This window comes from Nostoc sp., from assembly GCF_036919595.1.
In the GTDB taxonomy this organism is placed as follows: Bacteria; Cyanobacteriota; Cyanobacteriia; order Cyanobacteriales; family Nostocaceae; genus Nostoc.
Genome location: NZ_JBALCO010000055.1, coordinates 13577 through 39272, shown reverse-complemented (window position 1 = coordinate 39272; position 25696 = coordinate 13577). Strand labels below are relative to the sequence as shown.

20 protein-coding genes and 1 pseudogene are annotated in these 25696 nt (G+C 42.4%); 11 read left to right on the top strand and 10 right to left on the bottom strand.

Annotated features, from left to right (window positions below):
- Positions 1 to 1043: 1043 nt before the first annotated feature.
- A complete protein-coding gene (locus V7K21_RS07350) occupies positions 1044 to 2294 on the bottom strand; it encodes a competence/damage-inducible protein A (protein ID WP_335172886.1) in 1251 nt (416 codons plus the stop codon).
- 291 nt (positions 2295 to 2585) lie between these two features.
- Positions 2586 to 3869: a serine hydroxymethyltransferase gene (glyA, locus tag V7K21_RS07345; RefSeq protein WP_335172884.1), complete on the bottom strand. Its 1284-nt coding sequence runs from the start codon at positions 3867 to 3869 to the stop codon at positions 2586 to 2588.
- A gap of 107 nt (positions 3870 to 3976) precedes the next feature.
- Here glyA and V7K21_RS07340 point away from each other — a divergent pair, with 107 nt between their 5' ends.
- Positions 3977 to 4126 carry a hypothetical protein gene (locus V7K21_RS07340; protein ID WP_335172882.1) on the top strand — a complete coding sequence of 50 codons (150 nt, stop codon included), beginning with the start codon at positions 3977 to 3979 and terminating at the stop codon, positions 4124 to 4126.
- Positions 4127 to 4263: 137 nt separating this feature from the next.
- Here the strand turns inward: V7K21_RS07340 and V7K21_RS07335 are convergent, their stop codons facing one another.
- The gene (locus tag V7K21_RS07335; protein WP_335172881.1) at positions 4264 to 7041 is read right to left on the bottom strand and encodes a M16 family metallopeptidase; all 2778 of its coding nucleotides are present in this window, start codon (positions 7039 to 7041) and stop codon (positions 4264 to 4266) included.
- Positions 7042 to 7452: 411 nt separating this feature from the next.
- On the opposite strand from V7K21_RS07335, the gene V7K21_RS07330 reads away from it, so the two are divergent.
- Positions 7453 to 7938, top strand: a complete 486-nt coding sequence (locus V7K21_RS07330) for a hypothetical protein (RefSeq protein WP_335172879.1) — start codon at positions 7453 to 7455, stop codon at positions 7936 to 7938.
- A 250-nt stretch (positions 7939 to 8188) separates the two neighbouring features.
- On the opposite strand, the gene V7K21_RS07325 is transcribed toward V7K21_RS07330, so the two are convergent.
- The 4 genes from V7K21_RS07325 to V7K21_RS07310 all read right to left on the bottom strand — a co-directional run bounded on the left by V7K21_RS07325 (position 8189) and on the right by V7K21_RS07310 (position 13434).
- The gene (locus V7K21_RS07325) at positions 8189 to 8665 is read right to left on the bottom strand and encodes a Uma2 family endonuclease (protein WP_335172877.1); all 477 of its coding nucleotides are present in this window, start codon (positions 8663 to 8665) and stop codon (positions 8189 to 8191) included.
- 173 nt (positions 8666 to 8838) lie between these two features.
- Entirely contained in the window at positions 8839 to 10932 is a 2094-nt protein-coding gene (locus V7K21_RS07320) for a prolyl oligopeptidase family serine peptidase (protein ID WP_335172875.1), read from the bottom strand.
- A gap of 593 nt (positions 10933 to 11525) precedes the next feature.
- The gene (locus V7K21_RS07315) at positions 11526 to 11741 is read right to left on the bottom strand and encodes a DUF2839 domain-containing protein (RefSeq protein WP_298904668.1); all 216 of its coding nucleotides are present in this window, start codon (positions 11739 to 11741) and stop codon (positions 11526 to 11528) included.
- 115 nt (positions 11742 to 11856) lie between these two features.
- Complete coding sequence (locus V7K21_RS07310) at positions 11857 to 13434, bottom strand: ATP-dependent DNA helicase (RefSeq protein WP_335172873.1); 1578 nt, start codon at positions 13432 to 13434, stop codon at positions 11857 to 11859.
- 144 nt (positions 13435 to 13578) lie between these two features.
- Here V7K21_RS07310 and V7K21_RS07305 point away from each other — a divergent pair, with 144 nt between their 5' ends.
- The 4 genes from V7K21_RS07305 to lysS all read left to right on the top strand — a co-directional run bounded on the left by V7K21_RS07305 (position 13579) and on the right by lysS (position 17698).
- Complete coding sequence (locus V7K21_RS07305; RefSeq protein ID WP_335172871.1) at positions 13579 to 14541, top strand: M48 family metallopeptidase; 963 nt, start codon at positions 13579 to 13581, stop codon at positions 14539 to 14541.
- A 513-nt stretch (positions 14542 to 15054) separates the two neighbouring features.
- Entirely contained in the window at positions 15055 to 15480 is a 426-nt protein-coding gene (locus V7K21_RS07300; protein WP_335172869.1) for a hypothetical protein, read from the top strand.
- Between the two features lie 278 nt (positions 15481 to 15758).
- Positions 15759 to 15968: a hypothetical protein gene (locus tag V7K21_RS07295; RefSeq protein ID WP_335172866.1), complete on the top strand. Its 210-nt coding sequence runs from the start codon at positions 15759 to 15761 to the stop codon at positions 15966 to 15968.
- A gap of 44 nt (positions 15969 to 16012) precedes the next feature.
- Positions 16013 to 17698, top strand: a complete 1686-nt coding sequence (gene lysS, locus V7K21_RS07290) for a lysine--tRNA ligase (protein ID WP_335172864.1) — start codon at positions 16013 to 16015, stop codon at positions 17696 to 17698.
- A 268-nt stretch (positions 17699 to 17966) separates the two neighbouring features.
- Here lysS and V7K21_RS07285 read toward each other — a convergent pair whose 3' ends face one another.
- The gene (locus V7K21_RS07285; protein ID WP_273766740.1) at positions 17967 to 18563 is read right to left on the bottom strand and encodes a glyoxalase-like domain protein; all 597 of its coding nucleotides are present in this window, start codon (positions 18561 to 18563) and stop codon (positions 17967 to 17969) included.
- 196 nt (positions 18564 to 18759) lie between these two features.
- Here V7K21_RS07285 and V7K21_RS07280 point away from each other — a divergent pair, with 196 nt between their 5' ends.
- Both V7K21_RS07280 and V7K21_RS07275 read left to right on the top strand, forming a co-directional pair.
- The gene (locus tag V7K21_RS07280; protein ID WP_335172862.1) at positions 18760 to 19389 is read left to right on the top strand and encodes a sigma-70 family RNA polymerase sigma factor; all 630 of its coding nucleotides are present in this window, start codon (positions 18760 to 18762) and stop codon (positions 19387 to 19389) included.
- Between the two features lie 139 nt (positions 19390 to 19528).
- A pseudogene (locus V7K21_RS07275) lies at positions 19529 to 19732 on the top strand (tetratricopeptide repeat protein); the annotation flags it as partial.
- Between the two features lie 413 nt (positions 19733 to 20145).
- On the opposite strand, the gene V7K21_RS07270 reads toward V7K21_RS07275, so the two are convergent.
- Positions 20146 to 20859, bottom strand: a complete 714-nt coding sequence (locus tag V7K21_RS07270) for a hypothetical protein (RefSeq protein WP_335172859.1) — start codon at positions 20857 to 20859, stop codon at positions 20146 to 20148.
- Positions 20860 to 21012: 153 nt separating this feature from the next.
- Positions 21013 to 22482: a sensor histidine kinase gene (locus V7K21_RS07265; RefSeq protein ID WP_335172857.1), complete on the bottom strand. Its 1470-nt coding sequence runs from the start codon at positions 22480 to 22482 to the stop codon at positions 21013 to 21015.
- 45 nt (positions 22483 to 22527) lie between these two features.
- Here V7K21_RS07265 and V7K21_RS07260 point away from each other — a divergent pair, with 45 nt between their 5' ends.
- The 3 genes from V7K21_RS07260 to V7K21_RS07250 all read left to right on the top strand — a co-directional run bounded on the left by V7K21_RS07260 (position 22528) and on the right by V7K21_RS07250 (position 25623).
- Positions 22528 to 22704 (top strand): hypothetical protein, encoded by a 177-nt coding sequence (locus V7K21_RS07260; protein WP_335172855.1) that lies wholly within the window; start codon positions 22528 to 22530, stop codon positions 22702 to 22704.
- A gap of 144 nt (positions 22705 to 22848) precedes the next feature.
- Positions 22849 to 25020 carry a polyphosphate kinase 1 gene (gene ppk1, locus V7K21_RS07255; RefSeq protein WP_442948854.1) on the top strand — a complete coding sequence of 724 codons (2172 nt, stop codon included), beginning with the start codon at positions 22849 to 22851 and terminating at the stop codon, positions 25018 to 25020.
- 204 nt (positions 25021 to 25224) lie between these two features.
- A complete protein-coding gene (locus V7K21_RS07250) occupies positions 25225 to 25623 on the top strand; it encodes a response regulator (protein ID WP_335172853.1) in 399 nt (132 codons plus the stop codon).
- Positions 25624 to 25696: the final 73 nt, after the last annotated feature.

Below are 25696 nucleotides of genomic sequence, written 5' to 3'. Positions count from 1 at the left end.
ATATTCATTGGGAGACCTCAAGCTTTGGTTTCGTTACCTTTATCTTGTGGTTTCCCTTTCTTTTTTGCTACCCCTTCTCACTCACATAAGGCGTAATATTGTAGTTATTAACAAGCTATTAACAAGATATTGATAAGTTATTAACAAGATATAAACAAGATAATAACTTTTTACCCGCATTCTGCAAGTTAGTTTTAAAATCTTGATATTTTATATAAACCAATTATTGTCTTGAGTTTGAGACATTGAACCTGTATAAAGCACTTTGCGTTAACATAGCTCGCCGCAGGCATCACAAAGAAAACAATTATCAAAAGCTTTTTGACACTATTATCAATAAATTTAGCTTGTTTGAGACTAAAAACTTTGCTCGGACTTTCTTTAACAATTTACGCTTTTTCGACATTTCTACACCCTATCCCTTTTTTAAGAAGACATTGCCATCTTTCTCAGCAACCCAGTATCGCCACTACGCTCAAGGATGGGAATTTTGCTCATAGCTGCATGATTAAACCTCCAACTGTTTCTGTATGAAGATGCGCCATATATGAAAAACGAACCGCAAAGGGCGCAAAGGACACAAAGGACACAAAGGAAGAAACAAATAAGAAGTTAAGAAAAGTTAGCGCAGCCTCACAAAGAAATGGTATTAGCTTTTAAGCCATCCCTCAAAATTGACTTGTAATTTACAGACAGATCCGGATCTGCCTGACCACAACCAATAAAGCTGTTCGGTTCAGCATCGATAATGGGTTCTTTTACTTTTGCTGAAGCTGCTGGTAATACAATTCAAGAACAGACTTAATCACATCCGTTACTGCCTGATTAGTCTGCTGTTGGATTAAGGCATCATGTAAAAATAAGTTGTACAAAATTTATTTGGAATAGCTTGCTAAATCTAGCTTATACATAAAATTTGTTCAGGTTATTTTTACACAAATCCTAAGCTAGTTTGTTTAGCATACTCTTCATCTAATCGCGCATTAATTCGCATCGTTAGGTACGCTTGTCATCCAAATCGGATGACAAACTTAACATACCTCCTATGTCGTCAACAACTTCCGGCGCAAATTATCCAACGCTGCATTTGCACTCACATGACGAATTAAATTTCGACCTCGCACTGTACCAAACTGATACTCAAAACTTGCCACTTCATCCTTTGGCCCAGCCAAACCAATGTAAACTAAACCCACTGGCTTGGTATCTGTCCCTCCAGTTGGGCCGGCAATACCAGTAATACTCAATCCCCATGTTGTTGCAAGGCGGTTTTTGACTCCAATTGCCATTTGCTCTGCAACAGTAGCACTTACCGCCCCAAATTTATCTAAATCTTCTGGGTTAACCCCCAGCAGCCCAACCTTCACTGAATTGTCATAAGAAATTACTCCACCCCAAAAGTAATCAGAACTCCCAGAAATCTCAGTCAACATTTGCCCCAGCCCGCCACCAGTGCAAGATTCTGCTACCGAAAGCGTTTCTTTTGATGCAAGCAACAACTGACCGACCACGGAAGCAAGAGTATCATTATTAACGCCGTAAAAATCTAGTCCGGCGATTTCTTTAATTTGTTTCTCAATGGGTGCAATTAAGGCTTCTGCTGCTGCTTCTGAATTTGCTTTGGCAGAAACTCGCAATCTTACTTCCCCCTTACCTGCATAAGGGGCTACTGTGGGATTTGGCAAGTTTAAATAGGAAGCGACCTTTTCCGCCAAAGCAGATTCACCAATACCCCAAAATTTTAAACTTCGACTGTAAATAATTTCTTTACCCCAACCTTGACTTTTGAGAAATGGGACGGCTGTTTCTTCCCACATCGGATGCATTTCACTGGGAACACCAGGAAAAGTAAAAATCGTGATTTCAGGACGGGGTTGCCAAATGATACCGGGCGCTGTTCCAGTGGGGTTGGGTAGAATTTCTGCACCTTGGGGAATCAAAGCTTGCTTGCGGTTACTTGGTGACATAACCCGACCACGTTGGCCGAATTTCTGGATTATGTCTTCGATGATGTCAGAGCGTTCTACCAACGGGACTTGAAAAAAATCAGCGATCGTTTCGCAGGTGAGGTCGTCTGGTGTCGGGCCGAGTCCACCAGTGAAAATGAGAATTTGCGCTCTGGAAATAGCAATTTCTATAACTTGCTTCAACCGTTCTGGATTATCCCCAACCACTGTTTGATAGTAGTGGGGAATACCTAGTTGCGCTAATTGTTGCGCCAAAAATTGAGCATTGCCGTTGAGGATATCTCCTAGCAGCAGTTCAGTACCAACACAAATAATTTCTGCACTCATTGGAAAGAATAGTTAGAAATTAGGAGTACAGACGCGATTAATCGCGTCTGTACAAGAGTTTGGAATTTGGAGAGACGCGATTAATCGCGTCTGTACAGGAGTTTAGAGTTATAGCAATTTTATGTGAGGTTGCGCTTTGTTTAGGTAATAGGGGCAATTCATTAATTGCCCCTACAGGGTGTTGTTTTGCGTAAGTTTTATAGGCACATCTTCATACAGAATCGGTATTAGGAGTTAGGAGTTCAAAACTTAAAACTTATCACTCCTAACTCTTAACTCCTAACTATCATCTCAGGCTAGGGCTGGTACAGGAATTTCCAAGTGAGAATATAAGGGGAAGCGATCGCACAATGCTGCTACCCGTTGCCGACAATCTTGGGTAACTACCTCGGAATCTGGAGAAAGCAGGCGATCGCTAATAATATTTCCAATCTCGGTAAATTCTGCTACTCCCAAGCCCCGCGTGGTCATTGCCGGCGAACCTAATCTTAGACCACTGGTAACAAATGGCGATTGTGGATCAAAGGGAACAGTATTTTTGTTAGCAGTAATATTCACGGTACTGACTAGCTGATCCGCCTGCTTACCAGTTAGACCAATAGAACGTAAATCCACGAGCATTAAATGATTATCAGTGCCATTTGACACTATTTTTAAACCCCGGTTTTGCAGTTGTTCTGCCAAAGCACGAGCATTTTCAATCACTTGGGCAGAATAGGTTTTAAACTCAGGCTTCAGGGCTTCTCCAAAAGCTACTGCCTTACCAGCAATGACGTGTTCCAATGGCCCGCCCTGGCTACCAGGAAAAACAGATTTATCTAACTTTTTACCTAGTTCTGCGTCACTAGTCAAGATTAAGCCACCTCTAGGGCCACGTAGAGTCTTATGTGTAGTTGTTGTTACTACATGACAATGAGGAACGGGATCAGGATGAAGACCACTAGCAACCAAACCAGCGATATGGGCAATATCCGCCAGTAAGTAAGCACCGATTTCATCGGCAATACTACGGAACTTTTCAAAATCAATTACACGGGGATAAGCCGAATAACCACAAATCAGCAGCTTAGGACGCTCCCTCAGCGCCAGCTCCCGAATTTGGTCGTAGTCAAGTTGTTCTGTTTGTTGGCTGACACCGTAGTGGCTAACTTGGAACCACTTACCTGAGACATTTACAGGTGAACCGTGGGTGAGATGTCCCCCATGAGACAAATCCATTCCCATAATTTTGTCACCTGGTTCCAGCAGGGATAGGAACACTGCAAAATTAGCTTGGGCGCCAGAATGAGGTTGTACATTCGCATGAGCAGCACCAAATATCTGTTTAGCCCGATTGATCGCCAGTTGCTCGATTTTGTCGATAAACTCACAACCGCCATAGTAGCGTTTACCAGGTAATCCCTCGGCATATTTATTTGTCAATACCGAACCTTGAGCCGCCAGTACAGCAGCGGAGGTAAAGTTTTCACTAGCAATCAACTCCAAGTGGTCTCGCTGACGCTGTAGTTCATCGTTGATTAACTCCGCGATCGCTGGATCAGAGGAGATAAGAGAGTCTGAATTAGTCCTAGTCACTTCAATCATCCTTGTGGAAATTTGTACAACGGCTGATTTCGGTTGGGCGCAGCACCTAACAGCTTTACAAAGGCGATTAATCGTCTCCGTACTCTGGAGGTTTATTTGTGCCAACTTATTTATTATTAGAGGCAAGCTCAATTAATGCATTAATTATCATAACGTTGCTTTATGAAACTGGGCTAAATAAAGCTTTTTGCGATCGCTCCTCTGTGGGACAAAAAGCTGAAGCTTGTCTAATCTCAACCAACATGTAAAAGTGCAAAGCACATCTTTGCACCTTTAGGGACTGATAACAAATAATTTATCCAAAATTATTTATACATTTGTAGGGGCGCAACGCCTTGCGCCCCTACGATGCGATGTTTTTTAACTGGAAGTCCCCTATGTGAAATTACGATCCAATCTTGGGTACAGTATCTCCAGGACCGGCGGTGACAATTACCAGATTTTCCGGCTTAATTAAATCCTCAATTGCCTGTTGCAGCTGAACCATAGTGACTGCTTGAATCTTTTGGGGAAACTCTCGGATTTCTGCTTGTGAAAGTCCCAAGATAGCATTACTCAAAATGATGCTTGATACATCACTGGGATTAGCTAAATCCACGGGGTAGCTATTAGTAATTGAGCGTTTTGCCGTGTTGAATTCATCCTCAGTTACTCCTTGTTCGCGCAACTGTTTGAGTAAAGCCAGAGTACTGGCGATCGCTTTTTGGGTATCTCCGGGAGCAGTCTGCATCTGAATCAAGAACGGGCCAGGATTGATTCCGGCAGCAAAACCACTGTAGATACCGTAGGTTAAACCTTGGCGATCGCGCACTTCCGTACCCAAGCGACTTGATAAGGTATCACCACCCAAAATTTGATTTAGCACCAGTGCTGCATAATAACGTGGGTCTTTCCGAGCGATGCCGTTGTAGCCGATGTAAGTAACAGCCTCTGTCTTACCGGGAATTAGTTTATTTAGACGTGTTAAAGTTTGCGGTAATGATACGGACGCTATTTTAAGAACAGGTAGCTTACCTGTGGCTTGCCATTTGCCAAACGCCTGATTCAGCAAACCTTTTACCTTAACTGGATCGAAGTCTCCTACTAAAGCGATCGTTGTGGTATCTGGTCGGTAGTGTGTCTGGTAGAAGCCAAGCAAATCATCACGAGTAACGCTCTTTAAGCTCTCGGCTGTGGGAAAGCTATGGAATGGATGATTTTCTGGGTAAATTGCTTGCTGAAATACTTGTCGTCCCAGTCCTCTGGGGTCATCTAGCTGGACTTTGAGACTTATCAACGCCCGCTGGCGACTCAGTTCTAACTGGTCGGCTGGGAAAGTAGCGTTTTCTAACACATCTGCCAGAGTTTGAATCAATATCGGCAGGTTCGCTGAAAGTCCCTCACCGCTGACGCTAACTCCCTCGCGGCTGGCGCCGAAGTTCAAATCAGCTCCCCGGTCTTCTAAGGTTTTTGCTAGGGTAAGAGCGTTTTTAGTCTGTGTCCCATTCATTAAGTTAGTCGCAGTCAGATTCGCTAATCCAGCTTTTTGATTGCCGTCAAATTCGCTACCGGCGTCAATTTGTCCACTCAGGTTAATTGTGGGGAGGTTGCGATCGCTCAAGAGCAGAACCCGCAAACCGTTATTCAAGGTAAACTCTTCTGGTAGTGATTGTTTGCCCGAATCTGTAGCTGATGTGGCAGGTGGAAGATATTTAGCCAGTTCTGCTGGATCTACAGGTTTACCGGGGCTGAAATTTTCCACTGTCCGACCAGAACCAGCGCTAGAAGTCCCCGGTTTCCCATCTGGTTGAGTTGGCTCAAAGAAGCCGATGGTTTGTTGAGCTGGATTTAGGTAAGTTTTTGCTACTTGCTGCACCTCGGCTGGGGTGACTTTAGCGATCGCAGCCAAATACTTTTCAATATAACGATAATCGCCGGCCACAGTTTGGTTATATCCCAGTTGACTGGCTTGACTAGTGATGTCTTGGTTACCCAAAATATACGAGGCTTGCAGTTGCGTCTTCGCTCGGTTCAATTCTTCTGTAGTGACTGGCTGCTGTTGCAATTTTGCTAAAGATTCCTGGAGCACCTGGCCAATCTTCCCTAACTCTTGACCCGGAGCCGCCGTAGCATTAATTTCATACCAACCTGGTTCGATGAGTTCGGCAGCACCGCCACTTACTGAACTAGCAAGTCCAGATTCCACCAACGCTTGGTAAAGCCGAGAGCTACGTCCGCCTGTGAGAATGGCATCCATTACATCAATTGCCGGCACATCAGGATGCTTGATATCTGGTAACGGATACACCGCTTGCAGTAGTGCCGCACTTCCAGGCTGCTTGAGGACAATCGGCGCTTTTTTAGCAACAGAGGTAGATGTACTCACCTGAGCAGAATTTTTAGCCACAGCCGTCTTGGCTCGTTTTGGTAACTTCCCATAAGTTTCTTTAACAACTTTCAGTACAGGTTCTGTGGCAAAATCCCCTGTAATCACCAACGTGGCATTTTCTGGGCTGTAGTAGGTTTGGTAATAATTCCGCACCTGCTCTACCGTGAATTTCTGTACATCAGCTTTTGTACCTCCCACAGGTAAGCCATAGGCTCTGCTAGGGAAAGCATCTCGCATCACTGCCCGATCCAGACGATAGCCTGGTGAATTTTCGTACCCCTGTAACTCGGAGATTACCACCCGCTTTTCACTTGCGAGTTGTTCAGTCCCAACTAAGGAGTTTTCCATGCGATCGGCTTCCAGTGTCAACAATGCTTCGAGTTTGTCTCGCTGCACTGTGCCAAAGTAAGCTGTTTCGTCATAACTAGTAAAGGCATTGAACTGGCTACCCAAGGCACTAAACAACCTTCCAAACTGCACTGGACGGTCAGTTGTACCCTTGAACATCAAATGTTCTAGCTGGTGAGAAATGCCATTCTCTCCCTTAACCTCGTTGCGTGAACCAACTTTATACCAGACTTGCACACTCACTACTGGAGCGGTATGGACTTCTTTGGTTAGCACTGTTAAGCCGTTGTCCAATACCGCTTTCTTCACCCCTTGGGTGAATGATAGAGCAGATACAGGTGCGACTGCTGTTGGTGTTGCAGCATTGGTGAAATTCCTCGAAAAAGGCACAATACTTAGGAGCAGGCTGAGGAAAAACCCTACAAGCATATATGAGCGTAACTTCATAAGCAATGCAAAATTCAAAATCTCTAATTATAAAATAAAATTCTAGTACCGTTTTGAAAAAGTCAAAAGACTTATATTTTCAGTTTTTTTACCATATTCAATGGTAGCTTTATTTTCGCCATGCCGTAATAGTCGGTTTTCAAGTTTATTTATTTGCAAGACAGCTACGAGCAATAGCCCACAACAAGGGTATAAAAATCCCTTCCCCTATTTATTGCCACTTATTCCTTATTTTCAAGATATATGTAACTTTACGCACTGTTACAAATTATTACCAGTATATTAACAAGGATTGCAATGTGTTCGATTTGACAAGTTTTTCGGAATATCCACCTTTACAATTGGTTTAATTCTTATTGTCATCCCATCAGGGTAGATATCTTGATCAAACTAGCAATAAATTTTTGAGATATGCAAACAAGAAACTTAATTGCATCATTCACTTTAGGTATAACCTTAGCAGCAATACCTATATCACAATCTTATGCCTTAGAAGAAAACACACCGGACTTGTATAGTTTTACAGGGTATAATTTAAAAGGTGAGAAAGTCAGTATTAATTACTCAACAACAAGCTTTATTGGCAAGCCCTCTTTCCAATATAAAGACCAGAAACAGACATTAAACTTTGAAGGAGAAAAGCAGATCCGTACCGTTGAAACTGAAATTGGTACACTAGTGACTGTGACTATTAAACAGACGGTGAATGGTGAGTACACCACATTTAGCTTGCTCATACCGCGTGTAAAAATTGGATTGGGCGAGGAAGTAAAAATTGTAACTAACGGAATCACAACATTGAATCGTTTTTCTACGATTCCTCAATCCAACCAGCAGCAGAAACAACTTTATACAATAATCAATCTCAAGGGTACAGCCCGATTTGTCGTGTTTTAAGCACAAAAGGGATATAGAAATTAGACTTCTTGCTCAGATGGAGGAAAACAGTAAGGGTGGAGGAAAATAATTGTTTATCTCCACCCTTATTGCTTAACCTGATTCCCTTTTAATTTGGCATCTGAGTGATAACATCTTTTGATCAAAAGCTTAAAAGTAGCTCAATGGCTTATTACAACAGATTTTCTTTCCTTGTGATTTTTATGAGCGATCGCCTTTATAGACCAATACGGTTCAGTTAAGGGTTTAATTACCGTTTAATTTGCTTAGTAAAGTTAAGAACTAATAAAGATTGCTCTAATTCCCCTTGCTCATTATAGAATTTCATTTGACCTTGTTCATTACATAACCATACTTCCACAGCTTGAGCTTCTAAATATAAATTTCTTTTAAATTCCATTTCTTCCAAAGTGTTACCACTGGATTTAACTTCTACACAAATTTCTGGTGCAATAGATGCTGATACTTCGTCTTCAATTTCAGAAAATCGTTCCTCTGAACACCAGACAACATCAGCAACTTTCACACCATCTGATGTGTTGATAGCACATTCTGGCATTACTTCTCCTGTATTCAATAAAGATTCTAATAAACGTTGGATTCTTCCTTGATAAAAAGAATGTTTAATTTTGACTGGACTCATTACGATTTGACCCCATTTATTTAATTCAATTTTGAAGGGTAAATCTTGTAATTGTTTGTGTTCACAAACTTCTTCCCATCTCATAATTAATATTTGGCTAGAGTGATTGATTTAATTTTAACTCATCTATCAATATAGAGTCTCCTCCTCTCATTGCTAACATTTACCGTTGATTGATAGCAAAAACACTCACGCAAAAACGCAAAGTTTATTTGAGCGGCTTGGCGTATTTGCATGAGATAATCAGTTACATTATTCTAAACTTCAACATTCAAAGCACGCACCAAAAAAGCCCATTTATCTGCGGCTTCTTCGATAATTTTAGCCGTGGGTTTACCCGCACCATGTCCTGCTTTAGTCTCAATTCTAATTAGCGTTGGCGCATCACCTACGTGAGCTTCTTGTAAAGCTGCGGCAAATTTGAAACTATGAGCAGGGACAACGCGATCATCATGATCGGCTGTAGTAATTAAGGTTGCTGGATAAGCTGTATCTGGTTTGAGATTCTGCAATGGCGAATAAGCATACAGCGCTGGAAACTCTTCTGGATTATCTGCCGAACCATATTCGGAAGTCCAAGCCCAACCGATGGTAAATTTGTGGAACCGCAACATATCCATCACCCCGACTGCTGGTAAGGCTGCACCAAACAAATCAGGACGTTGTGCCATACAAGCACCCACCAATAAGCCGCCGTTACTACCACCTGCGATCGCCAACTTATCAGTCTTAGTATACTTATTAGCAATCAGCCACTCAGCTGCGCCAATAAAGTCATCAAAGACATTCTGCTTTTTATCCTTCATTCCTGCTTGATGCCATTCTTCGCCGTATTCTCCACCGCCGCGGATATTGGGCATAGCATAGACACCACCCATCTCCATCCATATCAAAAGACTCACAGAAAAACTAGGTGTCATTGAGGCATTAAAACCGCCATAAGCATAGAGATAAGTCGGGTTATTTCCATCTAATTTAATGCCCTTTTTATGGGTAATAAACATTGGTACTCTAGTACCATCTTTACTATCATAAAAGACTTGTTTTGTCTCGTAATCATCAGGATTAAAATCTCCCTCTGGCTGGCGAAAAATAGTACTTTTCCCAGTTATCATATTGTAACGATAGATAGTTCCTGGTGTGGTGAAACTGGTGTAAATATAAAAAGTTTCGGTATCATTACGCTTCCCTCCAAAACCTCCGGCTGAACCGAGTCCAGGTAGTTCTACCTCGCGGATAAACGCGCCTTTGAGGTCAAAAATTTTAATTTGGCTGTGAGCATCTTTGAGGTAATCGGCAACAAATTGGTTATTGAGTATACCGACACTTTCCAACGTTTCTGCTGATTGGGGGATGATTTCTTGCCAACTTTCTGGCGCAGGGTTTTTGATGTCAATCGCAATAACTCGTCCCCGTGGTGCATTTAAATCCGTGCGGAAATAAAACAGGCTATCATCATTGTCAATAAAGCTGTAATCTGCCTCAAACTGGTTAATTAGTTCTACAACTTCAGCATTAGGGTTAGTCAAATCTTTATAGAAAACTAAATTTTTTGAGTCCGTTCCTAGCCAAATTGAAATTATTAGATATGTTCCATCTTCAGTAACACCGCCACTAAAACCCCATTCCTTTTGATCAGGACGATGATAAATTAGTATATCTTCTGATTGGGGTTTCCCTAGTTGATGATAGTAGAGCTTTTGATAATAGTTGACATCTTCTAATTGAGTTTTTTCATTCGGCTGATCATAGCGACTGTAAAAGAAACCTTGATTATCATGTGTCCACGATGCACCAGAAAATTTAATCCACTTCAGGTGGTCTTGCAGGTCTTCACCAGTTTCAACATCGCGGACTTTCCACTCTTGCCAATCAGAACCGGAGGCGGATAGACCGTATGCTAAAAGTTTACCATCTTCGCTAATAGACAATCCTGAAAGAGCAACAGTGCCATCTTCTGAGAGTTTATTGGGGTCGAGTAAAACTTTGGGTTGGTCGTCGAGGGTTTTTAGGGTGTAGAGGACACTTTGGTTTTGCAGTCCGTCATTTTTGAAATAAAAGTAACGTTCGGTGGAACCGTCTGGCAGAGATTCACCTTCTTTAAAAGGGATACCATATTTTTCATAATCCCAAAGTTTGGTGAGGCGCTGTTTAATTCTTTCCCTGGTAGGAATTTCACTCAAGTAGCCAAAAGTAACTTGATTTTGTGCCTCAATCCAAGTCCTTGTTTCTTCAGAGTCAGGATCTTCTAACCAACGGTAAGGATCGGCGACTAAAGTACCGTGGTAGTTATCGACTTGATTGCTCTTGTGGCTGGATGGGTAGGCGAGGAGTTTTTCAGAGGAGGGCATAATCTCAGGTCAAAAGTGCTTCTTTACATACTACAAAGATAGACCCAAGACGTGGAGCATACACAGACTAAACCTGCGGGAAAATTTCAATTGGAAAGAGTACCTGCTGGGGTACTACTAAGTAGCAAGCAGTCCCGTTAGGATTTTAATCAGCAAGCAAGATAAACTAATCCGCTTGGGTTAGAGAGAATCAAGGTTTAATCCAAGCGGATTGAAGTATAAATAAGCGATGTCTCCGACGGGCTACGCCTACGCTCATTTAATTTGCATCAGTTTGAAGCCGAACCCCTTATCTGGTATATTTCTATAGCGTTTCTCAGTTCTGACTTTTCCCGTTATCTCCTTAATTGAGCGATCGCTTACTCTACCCCTAGCCCAAAGCCCTGTTATCTCGTGATTTATTGTCATTAATTTTAACTTATTGAAAACAAGATATTGTCTGAAACCCTTACTATTTCGTTATTTCACGACTTAACGGAAAAAGTTAGTTCTCAGTTGAGTCCAATAGAGACCTAACAAGAGCAGCTCGTTCCCTCTTAGCGTTGGGGAGTAAGATTCAAGGTCTCTCTGAGTCAGAAGGCTAACAGCAAGATTTAGAAGACTACTTGCCACCAACCGAAGGCTGGGCCGATAAAACGGATAGTTGCCCATCCTACAACCATAAGGATAATGCCTATCCAGGCACCACGAGTAGTCCAACTGACAAATAGTTCGGATTGAGCTTTTGTGATGGGAACCCAAGGCAAGATCCGAGTTTCTTGACCGTATGTTTCCCCTTGTCTGGTTTTACGACGCTTTGCTTCACCCATAATCAGCAACTCAAATTTTACTTAGGTTCTAAATTTATCTTGCCAGGAATCATGGCTATAGAGAGGCAATGAATCGCATTACCTTCATAAAATGTAAATTGGGTGACAAATGACCTTAAGCTGAATTTTCTTCACCAGTGTTAGAAAACAGACTGGGATCGAGATAGTTAATGCGTGCCAGAGGACTTAAAGCAGTGAGAATTTGAGCGCCGTAGCTGCGGTTAACTACGCGACTATCAAGTAAAGCCACGATACCTTGACTTTCTCTTAATGGAACGATCGCTCTTTGTAATTCATTCAAGGCCGCTGGCAACAAATATAAACGGAACCAATCTTGATGCGATCGCTTATAACGAGCGACCCTACCAGCTACCAGAGGATTTTCCAAAGATGGTAGGGGCAAAGTAGCAATAATTAACAGATGAGGTGCCGGCAAGACTCGTTGATGTTCTCGCCAAAATTCCCAACCGCTAATCAAAATCCCATTTTCATCCAAACAAGTTTTTTCTACTTGCACCCGCGAACCAAACTCTGAGGCTAGAATTGTCGCAACTTGAGACTTGAGTGGTACATCCCCCACTAAGACAACCGTTAATCCTGGCGCTGTAGCACTTAGACAAACCAGTGTGCGGACTTTGTGAATAAATGCCGCTTGAAATTCTGGCGTGTTAGGTAGGGGCAACTTATAGGGTACATACAGTTGAATTGCTTCCGCTTGACTTTCCGAAGAGAAATTCAGACAAGTTAAATCGTCCAAACCCAAGCGCTGTCGGAAAAGAGGAGCCTCCGTTTCCGGTTCTATAGCGCTACCAATTAAAACTACTGGTTGTCGCTGCCAAATGGGCGAGAGTATTTCCCCTACTTCCATTGGGGCGTAATGCAAAGAAAATAAACCTTGTCGATGGGCAATAGTCGCCCAGAAGAGAGCAGGGGGAGCAGGGGAGGCAGGGGAGGGAGGGGGGGAAAGATTTTCGGCGAGGGTTTGAAATTGTTGCCAGAATTGTTTCCAAGGTTCTGGCAGTGCTTGTATTGACTCTAAAGCAGAATAGAGACGGCTTAAAATTTCTATTTCTGGTTGAGAAATTAGATAGCACTCATAAGGATTGGCAGGATGCTGAAAAAGTTCGTGTGTTAATTGTATCCGTGCTTCGCTAATTGCCTCAGCTTGGTTTGGGCAAGCTAGCATGAGTTGATCCCAATCATGGGGTTGAATATCTTGGGTAAGTTGATAACGCACCCAATCTTCAAGATCATCTACCCCATCAATAATTGTAGGGATGCCTTGGGGAAAGCGATCGCTACCAGTAAATTGTCCTCTTAACCAAGCTTCTGGGGAGGTCAATAGTAGCCCTTGGAACTGGGCACTAGGCCAAGCGTCACCTGTTCTAATCGATTTGTTGGCTGGTAACCACTGCTGTAAACGGGGAATTTCTACCTGTAGCAGAAGTTGCTGCACCGCTTCTTGAGCAACAATAATTACAGGACCATGCCACATTAGGGCTGATGCTACGAAACTAGTGCGATACCGTCCTTGATAGCCACAAACCGCCCCTACTTGAATTAGGGCACTACGTCCCAGGCGCAAGGCGCGTGCTACCAACCGTGCCATCGTCAAATGATGGGGCCAGGAAGGGAACCCCGCTTGCGATCGCAAAAAGTTATGTAGTGACAAATGAACTTCTGCCTCAATCACACGCTTTTAATTCCATACAAAGTGACTTTTACTTCCAATTGCCCCATTTCTATTATTCAGTTCTCAGCTCTCAGTTACCAGTTAATAGACTGTTTATTGATAACTGTTCACTAATAAGTGTTCACTGACCCAATACCCTGAATTATGCCAACTTACACAGGAATTTCTAGCGAAGCCTTTAGGCATCCACTAGATCGCCAAGCCGAGCAAGCTTTACGAAATTTACCGGGATTTGATTTAATCGCTCGTAAATTTGTGGAATTTCTCTACGAACGCCCTCAATTAGTCTATCTAATGGGTAACACCATCCAAGTCGGGCCGCGTCAATATTCCACTATTTACCAGATGTTTCGGGAATGCGTCCGAGATTTGGACATTTACCCAGAACCGACACTGTTTGTCTCGCAAAATCCCCAAGCAAATAGCTATGCGCTGGGGCAAGAGAATCCTTACATAGTCATAAATACAGGGATACTAGACTTACTGGACGAAGCCGAAATTCGGGCAGTGCTAGCCCATGAACTGGGGCATATTAAATGTGGTCATACTATTTTAATTCAAATGGCGATGTGGGCGATGAGTGCTGCTTCTGCCTTGGGAGAATTGACCTTCGGCATTGGTAATCTTATAACACAAGGCTTGATTTACGCCTTTTTTGAGTGGCGGCGGAAAGCCGAGTTATCCTCAGATCGTGCCGCACTTCTGGTGATGGATGACTTAAATCCTGTGATGTCAACGATGATGAAACTCTCTGGCGGTAGTAACAAATATGCCAATGAATGTAGTTTACAAGAGTTTATCAAGCAGTCAGAAAATTATCAGGCACTCGATGAAGATGGACTGAATCAGGTGTATAAATTCTTAATGTACAATGGCGCTCAGGGTATGATGTTGACCCATCCTTTCCCAGTTGAACGCTTGCATTACTTACGGGCGTGGGCAATATCTGAAGAATACCAGCAAATTCGCCGAGGAAATTATCAGCGATCGCCTGCTTCTGGATCAGTAAATGTTTCAGCAGAATCTTCCGCAAATCAAACAGAAGCTTTACGCCGACAAATTGAAGAATTACAACGAGAAATCGACAGAATAAGAAGGTCTGAGTAAATTGCATTTTATCAGCACTTACGCATTGACAGATTAATAGAAATGAGTAATCAAACGATAATTTTGTACAAACTTGGATTTGAGTCTAGATTTTGGCAAAAGTAAAACTCCTCTTGCTTACTTAGATAACTGAAAGTACTGCTAATCCACTTAACTTTGCCACTCTAGTTTTTTTGGATTCCCTCAAAGCGGATAATATTTTCTAGCTGGACTACCATCCTCTTGGGGTGGGACAAGTCCAAGATTCAAAATTAAGACTTGAAAATTGCTTAACTATCAGGACTTACGCACGGGTCATGAAAAAACGTAGACGCAAAGCGGCTTGCCGCAGGCTACCACTCCAGACACAGAGAAGCTAGTGCGCCCAAAAGGGTTCCCCGACTTGTCCCTTGCGCGTCTCCTGTCTTGAGAAGCAACTAGCGCGACACGGAGGAATGAGGAGAGTTTGAGAGGTTTTTTGCGTAAGTCCTAAACTATATCTCAGCATTAAATTAGATGTAGGCATTTCTCAATATGGCAATTCACTTGACAAAACGGCTTTCTGTGTTTGCTGCTATTCTAGTTTTTGTCCTTTTCATGCCGGGAATTGCCTTAGCTGCACCCGTTCAACTCCATACTACTTCTGGTGTCATTTTCACCCAAACTACTAAAACTGCAAGCTACTCCACCTCGTCGGAGATTAACCTGACTCCCTTACAAAGTCAACAACTCCAGGCTGTGCGTCAGAGAAGAAATAGAGAAATTGAGGCAGTTTTAAACACATCACAACGTGCCCAACTTACTCACAATCTCCGGAATGGTAATAATATCAAGAAAGCCCTAGAAAAACTGAATTTACAACCAGAACAGCAAGATTTGGTAAAGGCGATCGTGCAATTTACTAACTTGAAAATGAAGGCTGTTTCATCTAGGCATTTGCTAAAAGTGGAGGAAAAATAAAGCTTGGAATTGCAAAGTAAAATCTTTAATTATAGTTAAAGATAATCAATGATATGTTCTCTGCAATTTTTGCTTAAGAGAAGCGATCGCCTAATTATTTTTGAGTGGCGATCGCACGCGCCCTCAAGGACAAATATCTCTCACTGCCAACTTTTACAGCATTTATAAATTAATCTTGCCCTATTGAGCATGACGACTACCCGTTAACTGAGCAATATTGCTTTCAACACCTTCATTACCTGACTACCTGACTCATTCTCAATGGAGACTTATCTATTATGCCCTGTCGAGACGATCTCAATAGGTGGTTAGTGCCTTTGCTTGCCAACATGCAACGAGCTATTGTGGCTCGTTTCCGAAAACAATCGGATGTTGATGGTTATTTGCAGGTTATTCACCGTTTAATACCCAATGGCAAATTTTTGGTAGTGTTTGATCGCGACACCAAATCTGAGTTTGTAAAGATTGCAGATAATCGCCCCACTTGATTGCAACATCTATAATTAATGTTGCCCTATGAGAGTTCGTTACCATGTCGGAAGAAGATATCCGAGCCGCAAGGCTGGAGAAAGTAGAACAACTCAAGCAGCTAGCGACTAATCCCTATGCCTATCGTTGGGAATCTACCCATCATGCAGCGCAGTTGCAAGAAAAGTTTGCCGATTTACCCAGCGGCGAAGAAGTTGATTTAGAAGTTGCTATAGCCGGACGCATTATGGCGCGTCGTGTTTTCGGTAAATTGGCTTTCTTTACTTTGCAAGATGAAACCGGCACAATTCAGCTTTATCTGGATAAAAATCGCATCCAAGAAAGCATGGCAGATATTGATGCTGATGCTTTTAATCACTTGAAACAACTCACAGATGCAGGTGACATTCTAGGAGCCAAAGGTACTATTAAACGGACTGAAAAGGGCGAATTATCTGTCTACGTTAAACAATATACTATCCTCACTAAATCCCTGTTGCCCCTACCCGACAAGTGGCATGGATTAACGGATGTTGCCAAGCGCTACCGTCAGCGCTACGTTGACTTGATTGTTAACCCGGAAGTACGGCAAACTTTCCGCCGTCGTGCCCAAATTACTGCTGGGATTCGTCGTTATTTAGAAGAACGGGATTTTTTGGAAATTGAAACACCTGTTTTGCAAAGTGAGACTGGGGGTGCAGATGCGCGTCCATTTATCACCTACCACAATACTTTAGAAATGGAGTTGTATCTGCGAATTGCCACAGAACTTCATCTCAAGCGCTTGATTGTGGGTGGTTTTGAAAAGGTGTTTGAATTGGGGCGGGTTTTTCGCAATGAGGGAATTTCGACTCGACACAATCCTGAATTTACGACAATTGAACTTTACCAAGCCTACGCCGACTACAACGATATGATGGCGCTGACTGAGGGGATTATTACCACTGTTGCCCAAGACGTACTCGGCACATTGCAAATTACCTACCAAGGGGAACCTATAGATTTAACACCACCTTGGCGGCGGGTGACAATGCACGATTTAGTTAAAGAAGTTACGGGTTTAGATTTTAATTCTTTCCAAACTTTGGAAGAAGCAAAAACAGCAAGTAAAAATGCTAGTATTCCTGGTGTGGATGAAGCCCAATCAATTGGTAAGTTACTAAATTTAACCTTTGAAGAGAAAGTAGAGGCCAATTTAATTCAACCTACCTTTGTAATTGATTACCCTGTAGAAATTTCGCCCTTAGCAAAACCCCACCGTTCTCAACCTGGTTTGGTAGAAAGATTTGAGTTATTTATAGTAGGGCGGGAGACTGCCAATAGCTTCTCAGAACTTACCGATCCTATCGAGCAAAGAGAACGCCTAGAAGCCCAAGCTGAAAGAAAAGCTGCTGGTGACTTGGAAGCGCAAGGTGTAGATGAAGACTTTTTGATAGCTTTAGAATACGGTATGCCACCTACAGGTGGTTTAGGGATTGGGATTGATCGGTTGGTAATGTTATTAACTGATTGTGCCAGTATTCGGGATGCGATCGCCTTCCCTCTACTCAAGCCTGAAGGCAGCGTTATTAAGCAATTTAGCTATGAACCAAAAACTCAAACACTGACTATTGAATTTGATAGTGGAAGTCTTTACGAGTATTTCAAAGTCCCTCCTAGTGTCAAGGAAGACTTAGATAATGCACCGTCTAAAGGTCAATACTTTAATAAGTTTATTAAAGGGAAATTTAAATTTGAACAATTGAGTTGAGCTACTTAAGCATATAAACAGTAGGGTGCGTTATGGCAAAGCCATAACGCACCATTTTTATTGCCTAAGTTGCACTCACTTATTCTTTTCAACGGTCATAAGCTTTTATTTAGCAAAACCCCATAATGAGTTTAAATAATCAATGGTAGAGCGATGCCTACGGCGGGAAGCTACACCTCACCTGCTATATAAAAAAATATTGGGTAGTGCGATGCCTACGGCAGCAAGCTACGCACCACCTAACCTCAAATAATCTAAAATCTAATGATTAATTTGCTACCTCTGCTACCTCAATAACGCGCCCTTCATAGTCCTTCACCAAAAAATTCAAGGGCTTGTGGTTGCGAATTTTCAATTTCAAACCGCGCATTTCGACTCGCATTAAAATCATTTCCAGGCAGTCATGATCAAAGCAAACGTGGCGTTGCTGATTTTTGCTACCTAAACTCGCGCCAGTAATAATGTGTAGCTGGGTATTTTTCTTTAATTGATACCATAGCCCATCTGTGGCATTATTCATCATTTTGCTAGACAAGCTCGGCCCAGTAGACATATATAACGGATCAATCCCAGTTGCGCCGATAGTTTGTTCGTAGTTGTAGTAGTAGTGCAATGGCACCTCAGCTGCTGGCAAATCTAGCAGTCCTTCATACAACTGTCGGGCAATCTCCAAATCTGACACCATTACAGTGTGTACTTTTGGGGCACTGGTGAGGAACATCCACATGGCACCAGCGTAAGCTGCTAGCAGCATCACCATAATGCCTTGGGTGGAGAACAGGCTATCCAAGGGCAGGGAAGGCAGAAAGGAGCCTAAGGTAAGGGGACTGAGCAGGAACGATATCACACTAACTGCTATAACCATGAACAAATAAGGATTCTATAAGGGAGCCGATTTTATGATTGTCGATTAAGACTAAAATTAAGTCTTTGTTTCTAGTTTATCAATACTCAAGTAGTCTGAGTCTGGGCTACAAACTGAGCAACACCAAGATATTATGCGATTAACTACCGGAGTGCAATTCCCAAAACTATTTTAACAATTATCAACCGAAAGGCTTATGCAAATTCCTCATTTTCCCGAAGCTAATCACCCGCTGGTGAAGTCGCTGTTCCATCACAGTGACCATGAGCTACTGACTCTGTTTCAGCGCTATCCAGATGCCGGAAAGTACTTTACGGTGATTTTTTGCCGCTATAGTCCCATAGTGTATACCTTAATTCGGCATTCGGCGCGATCGCCTGTGCAAGCAGATTATCTGTTTGCCCTTACTTGGCGACATATCTACTACGAACTCGGTGGACTAAATTTAACCGACTCTGAATCAGGTGAGGAAGCCTTAACCTTGCAAAATTGGTTAATTAATATGACAGCTTTCTGTATTAACGAGATTAAGCCACCACCCACAGAAGCAATTCATTATTCTCTTCAAACAACTTCGCCGCCACTATGGTGCTATGTACAACAGGCATTAGACCAATTACCACCTGTTTTGCGATTGATGGTGTTAATGGCTCAAACTTTCCACTGGAGCGAAACTAGAATCGCCGCCTATTTACAAGCCGAAGGAGAAGCGATCGCCCCTAGTGAAGTAGCCAATTCTCTCCAAAAAGGCTATCGTCTGCTAGAGGAAAAATTACCCACAGATATTCGCACTATTTACTTTGGGGAAGATTTAGAGCAATCTTGACTTAAGGATAAATGCGTAGCTTAATTGTCTTTAATTTAATAATTTAAAACTTTTTTTTAGACCTTCTACTTAAACCTGCAACTTTAGAGGTAAGTTTTATGAAACAAGGACTTGTATTACCAAGGCAAAAGGTAGGCTTAGTTTGGGTCTGGTAGTAGCCAGATTAGGTGATTATAACAAGGCGATTAAATTGTATGAAAATGCTTTAATTTTCTGCCGTCAGACTGGCGATGCCATCGGTGAAGCAAATACTCTGAATAATTTAGGTGATGCCTACTTAGCATCTGCAAATTATCAGGATACCATTGCCACTTACGGTACAGCAATGCAGAATCACAAATCTTTTGGAGCGTTGAGAGTCAGGGGCGTACAGTTGTACATTGGTGTCAACTTAACGTTAAATCGGTGGTTAGAAACCGCGTCTACACGAGACTTTTCCTACAAAAAGCTTTATTTTCTCTTAGCCCACGAAGGAAAGCTCTGTTTGTGTAGTCGCGAATAAAATTCGCCAGGGTTTAAGTTGACTGAATTGAGAACAGCTAGAACTTAACCCAATACAGTTCAGTTAAGCCTAAAACTAAACTTCTGCGTAGGTTGGGGAGCCACTGCGTTGGGCGGGTTTCCCGACTTGAAGCAAGTGGCGTTTAAGGAACGAAACCCAATACTTCTGTGACTTTGTTCGGTTTGACTTCGTTCTACCCAACCTACAATTTTCTTAAGTGAACCGTATTGGAACTTAACCCACCCCTGCCTTTACTAATTCAAGAAGACAGAACCGTTTCGTTCAATTCTCATAGCACTTCTGCCTTGAGTTGCATCGGTGGCTTCCTTAAATGTAACTTCCAAACTTCCTGGCTCCGAAGAAGGTTGTGGAGTCACTATCAACTGTCCGTGATCTTCTCGTTCAAATGTTACCGTTACTGGTGCCTTTAAACCTTGCAATGTTACATCTGACTTACCTTGTAGCGATCGCGGTGCCGTATCGCCAATCACTTGGAAAGTTACATTAGCCGCAGTCTCATTTTTCAACTTGATATTAACTGTACCATTTGCTAGGGCGATCGTAGCACTGGGGGTTTGCCGTGGTTGTAGTAGTTGTGGCTGGTCGCCGGAAACCGCCCCTGGTGAGGGCTGTTGAGTTTGCTCACTAGGAACTGGGGGTGGTGGTGTGACACCTGATTCTGGAGCTTCACCGCCGACACTCAATCTTGTTTGCTCTGGTGATGGGGTAGCAGGGACGGGAAGAAGCCCTTGAGCAGCTAGTCTTTTAGTTAAAGCATTAGGAGGACATCCCGGCGGCACCACAACCTGATTATTGTGTGGTTCTTCGTAGAAAATTCTTGGACAAGGGTTAACCTTGGGAGGAGACTGCTGTGCTACTACTTGAGGAATTACTGGCAGACTAATCAGTAATCCCCCACAAATAGCGCCAAATAACTCAGTGAACTTGCGAAAATTTTGAGATTTCATATTCTTTGTAAACTCCGAGAAAAACACTTATTTTTTTAATAGTTTTTAAGCAGCAAATTTAATGCGGCTAAATACTGCAATTGTTATTATATAAAGTAGTTAATTTATTTATTTTTCTACATCTATCACAGGAAACAAATATTTCTTGCCGAATTAAGACTCAAGAGTTATTGGTAAAGTGACAGTAAACGTAGTGCCAATGCTTTGGATACTTTCAACTTGAATATGACCCTGATGATGTTCGACAATAGCTTGAGCGATCGCTAATCCCAATCCTGAACCAGTCGCACTGGCTGTAGCTGTATTCCCAGTTGTATGAGTTCGCGCCGGATCTACCCGATAAAAGCGGTCAAACAAGCGTGGTAGTGCTTCTGCTGGAATTCCAACTCCGGTATCACTCACTTTAACTTGCAACTGAGCACTGGTGTAACGTAGTCCAGAAACGCGATTTATTCCCTCTATCCGTGCCAATCCCACTTTCACCCGTCCACCTGCTGGAGTGTAATGTAAGGCATTAGCAATTAAATTTGTGAACAGCCGCACCAGTTGATCCCAATTGCCCATAAGCGTAAACCAATTTTCCAGTAATTCGGGGCTTGTTTCTGAGGCGGGAGGGTCAACTAAATCTAGAGAAAGGGTGATTTCTTTTTCAGGGACCAACAATTGTTGTTCTTCAACCAGCTCCATCAGCAAGGCGTCCAATGGACAAGATGAAAAGACATCTTTGCTAATACCACTATCCTGCCGTGCTAAAAACAGTAAGTCATTGACTAACTTACCCAAACGCTGCGTTAACCGTTCTACGACCTTTAACTGTTGGCGATAGTGCAAAGAAGTAGTCGCTTCTGTCTCTGCTAAATCCAAGTCAGCAAGGGCGACTTGCACATTGGTTTGAATCAAAGTAATGGGACTTCTAAGTTCATGTGAAGCATCAGCAGTAAATTGTTTAAGGCGTTGGTAGGACTCACCTACAGGTTCCATCGCTTTACCCGAAAGAAACCAACCACTTGCGCCGACACAAAGCACCATTAACCCAATACCTAGCGCCAAATCAAAAATTAATTGGCGACTGGGTTTAGTGACTTCAAACCAGGGATGGCTTACACGCAGATACCCTAATACCTGCCGTCCCATTTCCACCCGTTGGGTAACTTGTCGCAATAACAGTGTTGAGTTTTCAGTTTTGAGTTTTGAGTAAGGAGTTTTGAGTGAGGAATTTTGAGTGAGGAATTTTGAATTCTCGCTCTCTTCCTTGACTACGCGTACAGTTTCGCCAGTGTGGTTAGCACGAATGGGAATATTTAGTGGTTCGGATAGCGTTGACCAAAGTAATTTGCCAGTGCGACTAAACCATTCTAGATCAATATGGTCATCTTCTACAGTGTCGGCATTATCACGAAAACTGGCTTCTAGATTAATGCGAAATTTGTCAACATCATCATTGATCGGCTCAACTACAAGCGATCGCTCTACAATTTCCACTACATGATTGAGGGTATCGTCAATCCGCTCGATTAATGTACTGCGGACATATAAATATACTCCACTGGCGAATAATAGTAGTAATACAGCGGTGATAGCAGTGTACCAGACGGCAAGACGGCGACGAGTAGTTTGAAACATATTACAATGGAGAAGAAACTGCTTTAAATAAGCGAGTTAAGGAATTTGCCAGAAGGAGTTTATCTTGTTGAACGAGTTCCTATTCAAAATGGCATCACTAACAGCAATACTTTATCCAATTTAGAAGTAGCAGTTAACAAAGAGTTAGTCTACAACCAAAATCTGCAATTACCAATTGCCACCGCAGCTAAAGAAACTGAGGAGAAAAAGGAAACTCCATAAAAATAACTGTTTTGATATTTTAATTTTTTCAACCAATAAAAGCGATAATTAGGGACAAACCGCTTCACTTGGATGCCCGATTTAATTTACTATGTGTATTGTTATCCATCTGTATAGACTACATCTGGCTACCCTAAGATCGTTATGGCAAAATCGAAGAAAAGCGCCAATCCCATCAATTTAAACGATCCACAATATTATCTTAACCGAGAGTTAAGCTGGTTAGAATTTAATGGCAGGGTGTTACATGAAGCCTGTGACGATCGCACGCCTCTTCTCGAACGCCTCAAGTTTTTGGCAATCTTTAACTCTAATTTGGATGAGTTTTTCATGGTGCGTGTTGCTGGTTTAAAGCAACAAGTAGAGGCAAAAGTCAGCCTGTTAACTCCCGATGGTCGGACACCACAACAACAGCTAGATGATATTAGGTCTACCCTGATTCCTCATGTAAAGAAACAGCATCAACATTTTGAGCAAGTACTTCGTCCCCTACTTGTAAATCAAGGCATCCATATTCTGGATTACATAGATTTGAATCAGAAACAGCGGACTCATCTCAACAGTTATTTTGAGGAACAAGTCTTTCCAGTTTTAACTCCCTTAGCTGTTGATCCTAGTCATCCCTTTCCTTTTATTTCTAATCTCAGTCTGAATCTGGCTGTTGTGGTCAAAAACCCAGACACCGAAGAAGAATTCTTTGCCAGAGTTAAAGTCCCCAGTGTTCTGCCACGATTTTTACCGATACCGCCTGAATTGGGAGATCAGAACAACGAAAAACCTGCCAACTGGACTGGAGTCCCTTTAGAACAAGCGATCGCTCATAACTTAGAATCTCTATTTCCAGGGATGAATATTCAAGAATATCATCCGTTCCGCATTACCCGTGATGCCGATTTGGTCTTAGAAGAAGATGAAGCAGATGATTTGTTGTTAGCTATTGAACAGGAATTGCGAAAACAGCGGTTGGGTGGGAGTCCAGTCCGGCTAGAAATTCAGTCCCAAACTCCCGAAATAGTGCGATCACGATTATTGCATGATTTGGAATTAACAGAAAGTGATTTTTATGAAGTAGACGGTCTTTTGGGACTGCGGGATTTGATGTACTTCATGGCATTGCCATTGCCGGAACTCAAAGATCCACCACGCCAACCTGTTGTACCATTACGCCTGCAAAGGCTGAGGGAACCGAGTTTAAATCGAGATGTCCTGGAAACGGACGAAGGAAAAGACTTTTTTGCTGTGATTCGGGAAAAGGATTTGCTAGTACACCATCCCTATCAATCCTTTTCGGCTACAGTGGTGCGCTTTATTACCCATGCTGCCTATGATCCGAATGTGTTAGCCATCAAGATGACTCTTTACCGGACTTCTGGCGACTCGCCCATCGTCAACGCCTTAATTGCCGCTGCCGAAAATGGTAAGCAGGTATCTGTACTGGTGGAATTAAAGGCACGGTTTGATGAGGAAAATAATATTTACTGGGCAAAACGACTAGAAAGAGTTGGAGTTCATGTTGTCTATGGTTTAGTGGGACTAAAAACCCACAGTAAGACCGTCATGGTGGTACGGCGCGAAAAAGACCGGATACGTCGCTACGTGCATATTGGCACAGGTAACTATAACCAGAAAACGGCACGGCTGTATACAGATTTGGGATTGTTTAGTTGTCGTGAAGAATTGGCTGCTGACATCACAGATTTATTTAATTTCTTGACAGGCTACTCCCTGCAAAAGTCTTATCGAGAGTTGCTGGTTGCGCCTGTGAATATGCGCGATCGCTTTTTGGCACTAATTCACCGCGAAATCGAAAATGTTCAAAATGGATTTTCTGGGCGTATTGTTGCTAAAATGAATGCCCTAGTTGATCCAGAAATCATCGCCACTTTATATGAAGCTTCCCGCGCTGGAGTGCAAATCGATTTAATCATTAGGGGTGTTTGCTGTTTGCGCCCAGGACTCAAAGACATTAGTGAAAACATTCGCATAATCAGCATTGTCGGTCGCTTTTTAGAACACTCTCGGATTTATTATTTTCATAACAATACACAAGAGGAAATCTATATTGGCAGTGCCGACTGGATGCGCCGCAACTTAGATCGCCGAGTGGAAGTAATTACCCCAGTGAAAGACTCTGATATTGCAAAAGATTTGCAAGAAATTATGGGAATTATGCTCGCGGATAATCGCCAAGCTTGGGAATTACAAGCTGATGGCACTTACATTCAACGCCGTCCCTATGATGATTCTCCAGAAGCTAATTCACAAAAGATTCTCATGAATATGGCATTACGCGCAACTGGTGTAGCCTCAACCTGATTGATTAAAAAATCAGTTATTTTTACCTTGACAACTAGCTCAATTTAGTTTTTTTTGAAAACTTTAATTTTTTGAGAAGTTATCTAAGTTGTTTGTCATGGGTTTACACAAGTTATTCAACCATAGGATAGAGTAAGTGCTGGCACTTGTTCCCATAAACTGGAGACATTATTTTAAATAAAACTGTCTTTTCCCTAAACGTTAATGTTATCTTGTGAGCTTTCTACCTTGCGTGTTCTAGTAGTTGATGACCACGAACTGACTCGCTTAACCTTACAATTAGTTTTTTCTTGCCAGGAAAATATTCAAGTAGTAGGTTTAGCTAGTAATGGTGAAGAAGCTATAGAAATGGTTAAACGTTGCCATCCAGACGTAATTGTTCTAGATTTACAGATGCCAGTCATGGATGGCTGGAGTGCGTCTAGTCGCATTAAAGCTATATCTCCGAACACCCAGATCCTTGCTTACTCCTCAGTGGAAGACGTAAATTTTCAGGGAACAAAGGCAATGTCTAGCTTTGATGACGTTTGCAAGAAAGATGTACATACAAGCGAACTTATTGCCTTAGTTAGGCAGTTGGGTCAGCGTGCAATAGATGGATAATCAGGTATGTTGCTTTGCCAACTCCGGCTTAGTTAAATTCTGGGGATTTGAGAAAATGATCCTACTGAGGAGC

Excerpts from the sequence above, each read along its gene's own strand:
- V7K21_RS07350 (WP_335172886.1), bottom strand. The coding sequence starts at position 2,294 with ATGAGTGCAGAAATTATTTGTGTTGGTACTGAACTGCTGCTAGGAGAT.
- V7K21_RS07335 (WP_335172881.1), bottom strand. The coding sequence starts at position 7,041 with ATGAAGTTACGCTCATATATGCTTGTAGGGTTTTTCCTCAGCCTGCTC.
- V7K21_RS07330 (WP_335172879.1), top strand. The coding sequence starts at position 7,453 with ATGCAAACAAGAAACTTAATTGCATCATTCACTTTAGGTATAACCTTA.
- V7K21_RS07325 (WP_335172877.1), bottom strand. The coding sequence starts at position 8,665 with ATGAGATGGGAAGAAGTTTGTGAACACAAACAATTACAAGATTTACCC.
- V7K21_RS07320 (WP_335172875.1), bottom strand. The coding sequence starts at position 10,932 with ATGCCCTCCTCTGAAAAACTCCTCGCCTACCCATCCAGCCACAAGAGC.
- V7K21_RS07315 (WP_298904668.1), bottom strand. The coding sequence starts at position 11,741 with ATGGGTGAAGCAAAGCGTCGTAAAACCAGACAAGGGGAAACATACGGT.
- V7K21_RS07305 (WP_335172871.1), top strand. The coding sequence starts at position 13,579 with ATGCCAACTTACACAGGAATTTCTAGCGAAGCCTTTAGGCATCCACTA.
- V7K21_RS07300 (WP_335172869.1), top strand. The coding sequence starts at position 15,055 with ATGGCAATTCACTTGACAAAACGGCTTTCTGTGTTTGCTGCTATTCTA.
- V7K21_RS07295 (WP_335172866.1), top strand. The coding sequence starts at position 15,759 with ATGCCCTGTCGAGACGATCTCAATAGGTGGTTAGTGCCTTTGCTTGCC.
- lysS (WP_335172864.1), top strand. The coding sequence starts at position 16,013 with ATGTCGGAAGAAGATATCCGAGCCGCAAGGCTGGAGAAAGTAGAACAA.
- V7K21_RS07285 (WP_273766740.1), bottom strand. The coding sequence starts at position 18,563 with ATGGTTATAGCAGTTAGTGTGATATCGTTCCTGCTCAGTCCCCTTACC.
- V7K21_RS07280 (WP_335172862.1), top strand. The coding sequence starts at position 18,760 with ATGCAAATTCCTCATTTTCCCGAAGCTAATCACCCGCTGGTGAAGTCG.
- V7K21_RS07270 (WP_335172859.1), bottom strand. The coding sequence starts at position 20,859 with ATGAAATCTCAAAATTTTCGCAAGTTCACTGAGTTATTTGGCGCTATT.
- V7K21_RS07265 (WP_335172857.1), bottom strand. The coding sequence starts at position 22,482 with ATGTTTCAAACTACTCGTCGCCGTCTTGCCGTCTGGTACACTGCTATC.
- ppk1 (WP_442948854.1), top strand. The coding sequence starts at position 22,849 with ATGGCAAAATCGAAGAAAAGCGCCAATCCCATCAATTTAAACGATCCA.
- V7K21_RS07250 (WP_335172853.1), top strand. The coding sequence starts at position 25,225 with ATGTTATCTTGTGAGCTTTCTACCTTGCGTGTTCTAGTAGTTGATGAC.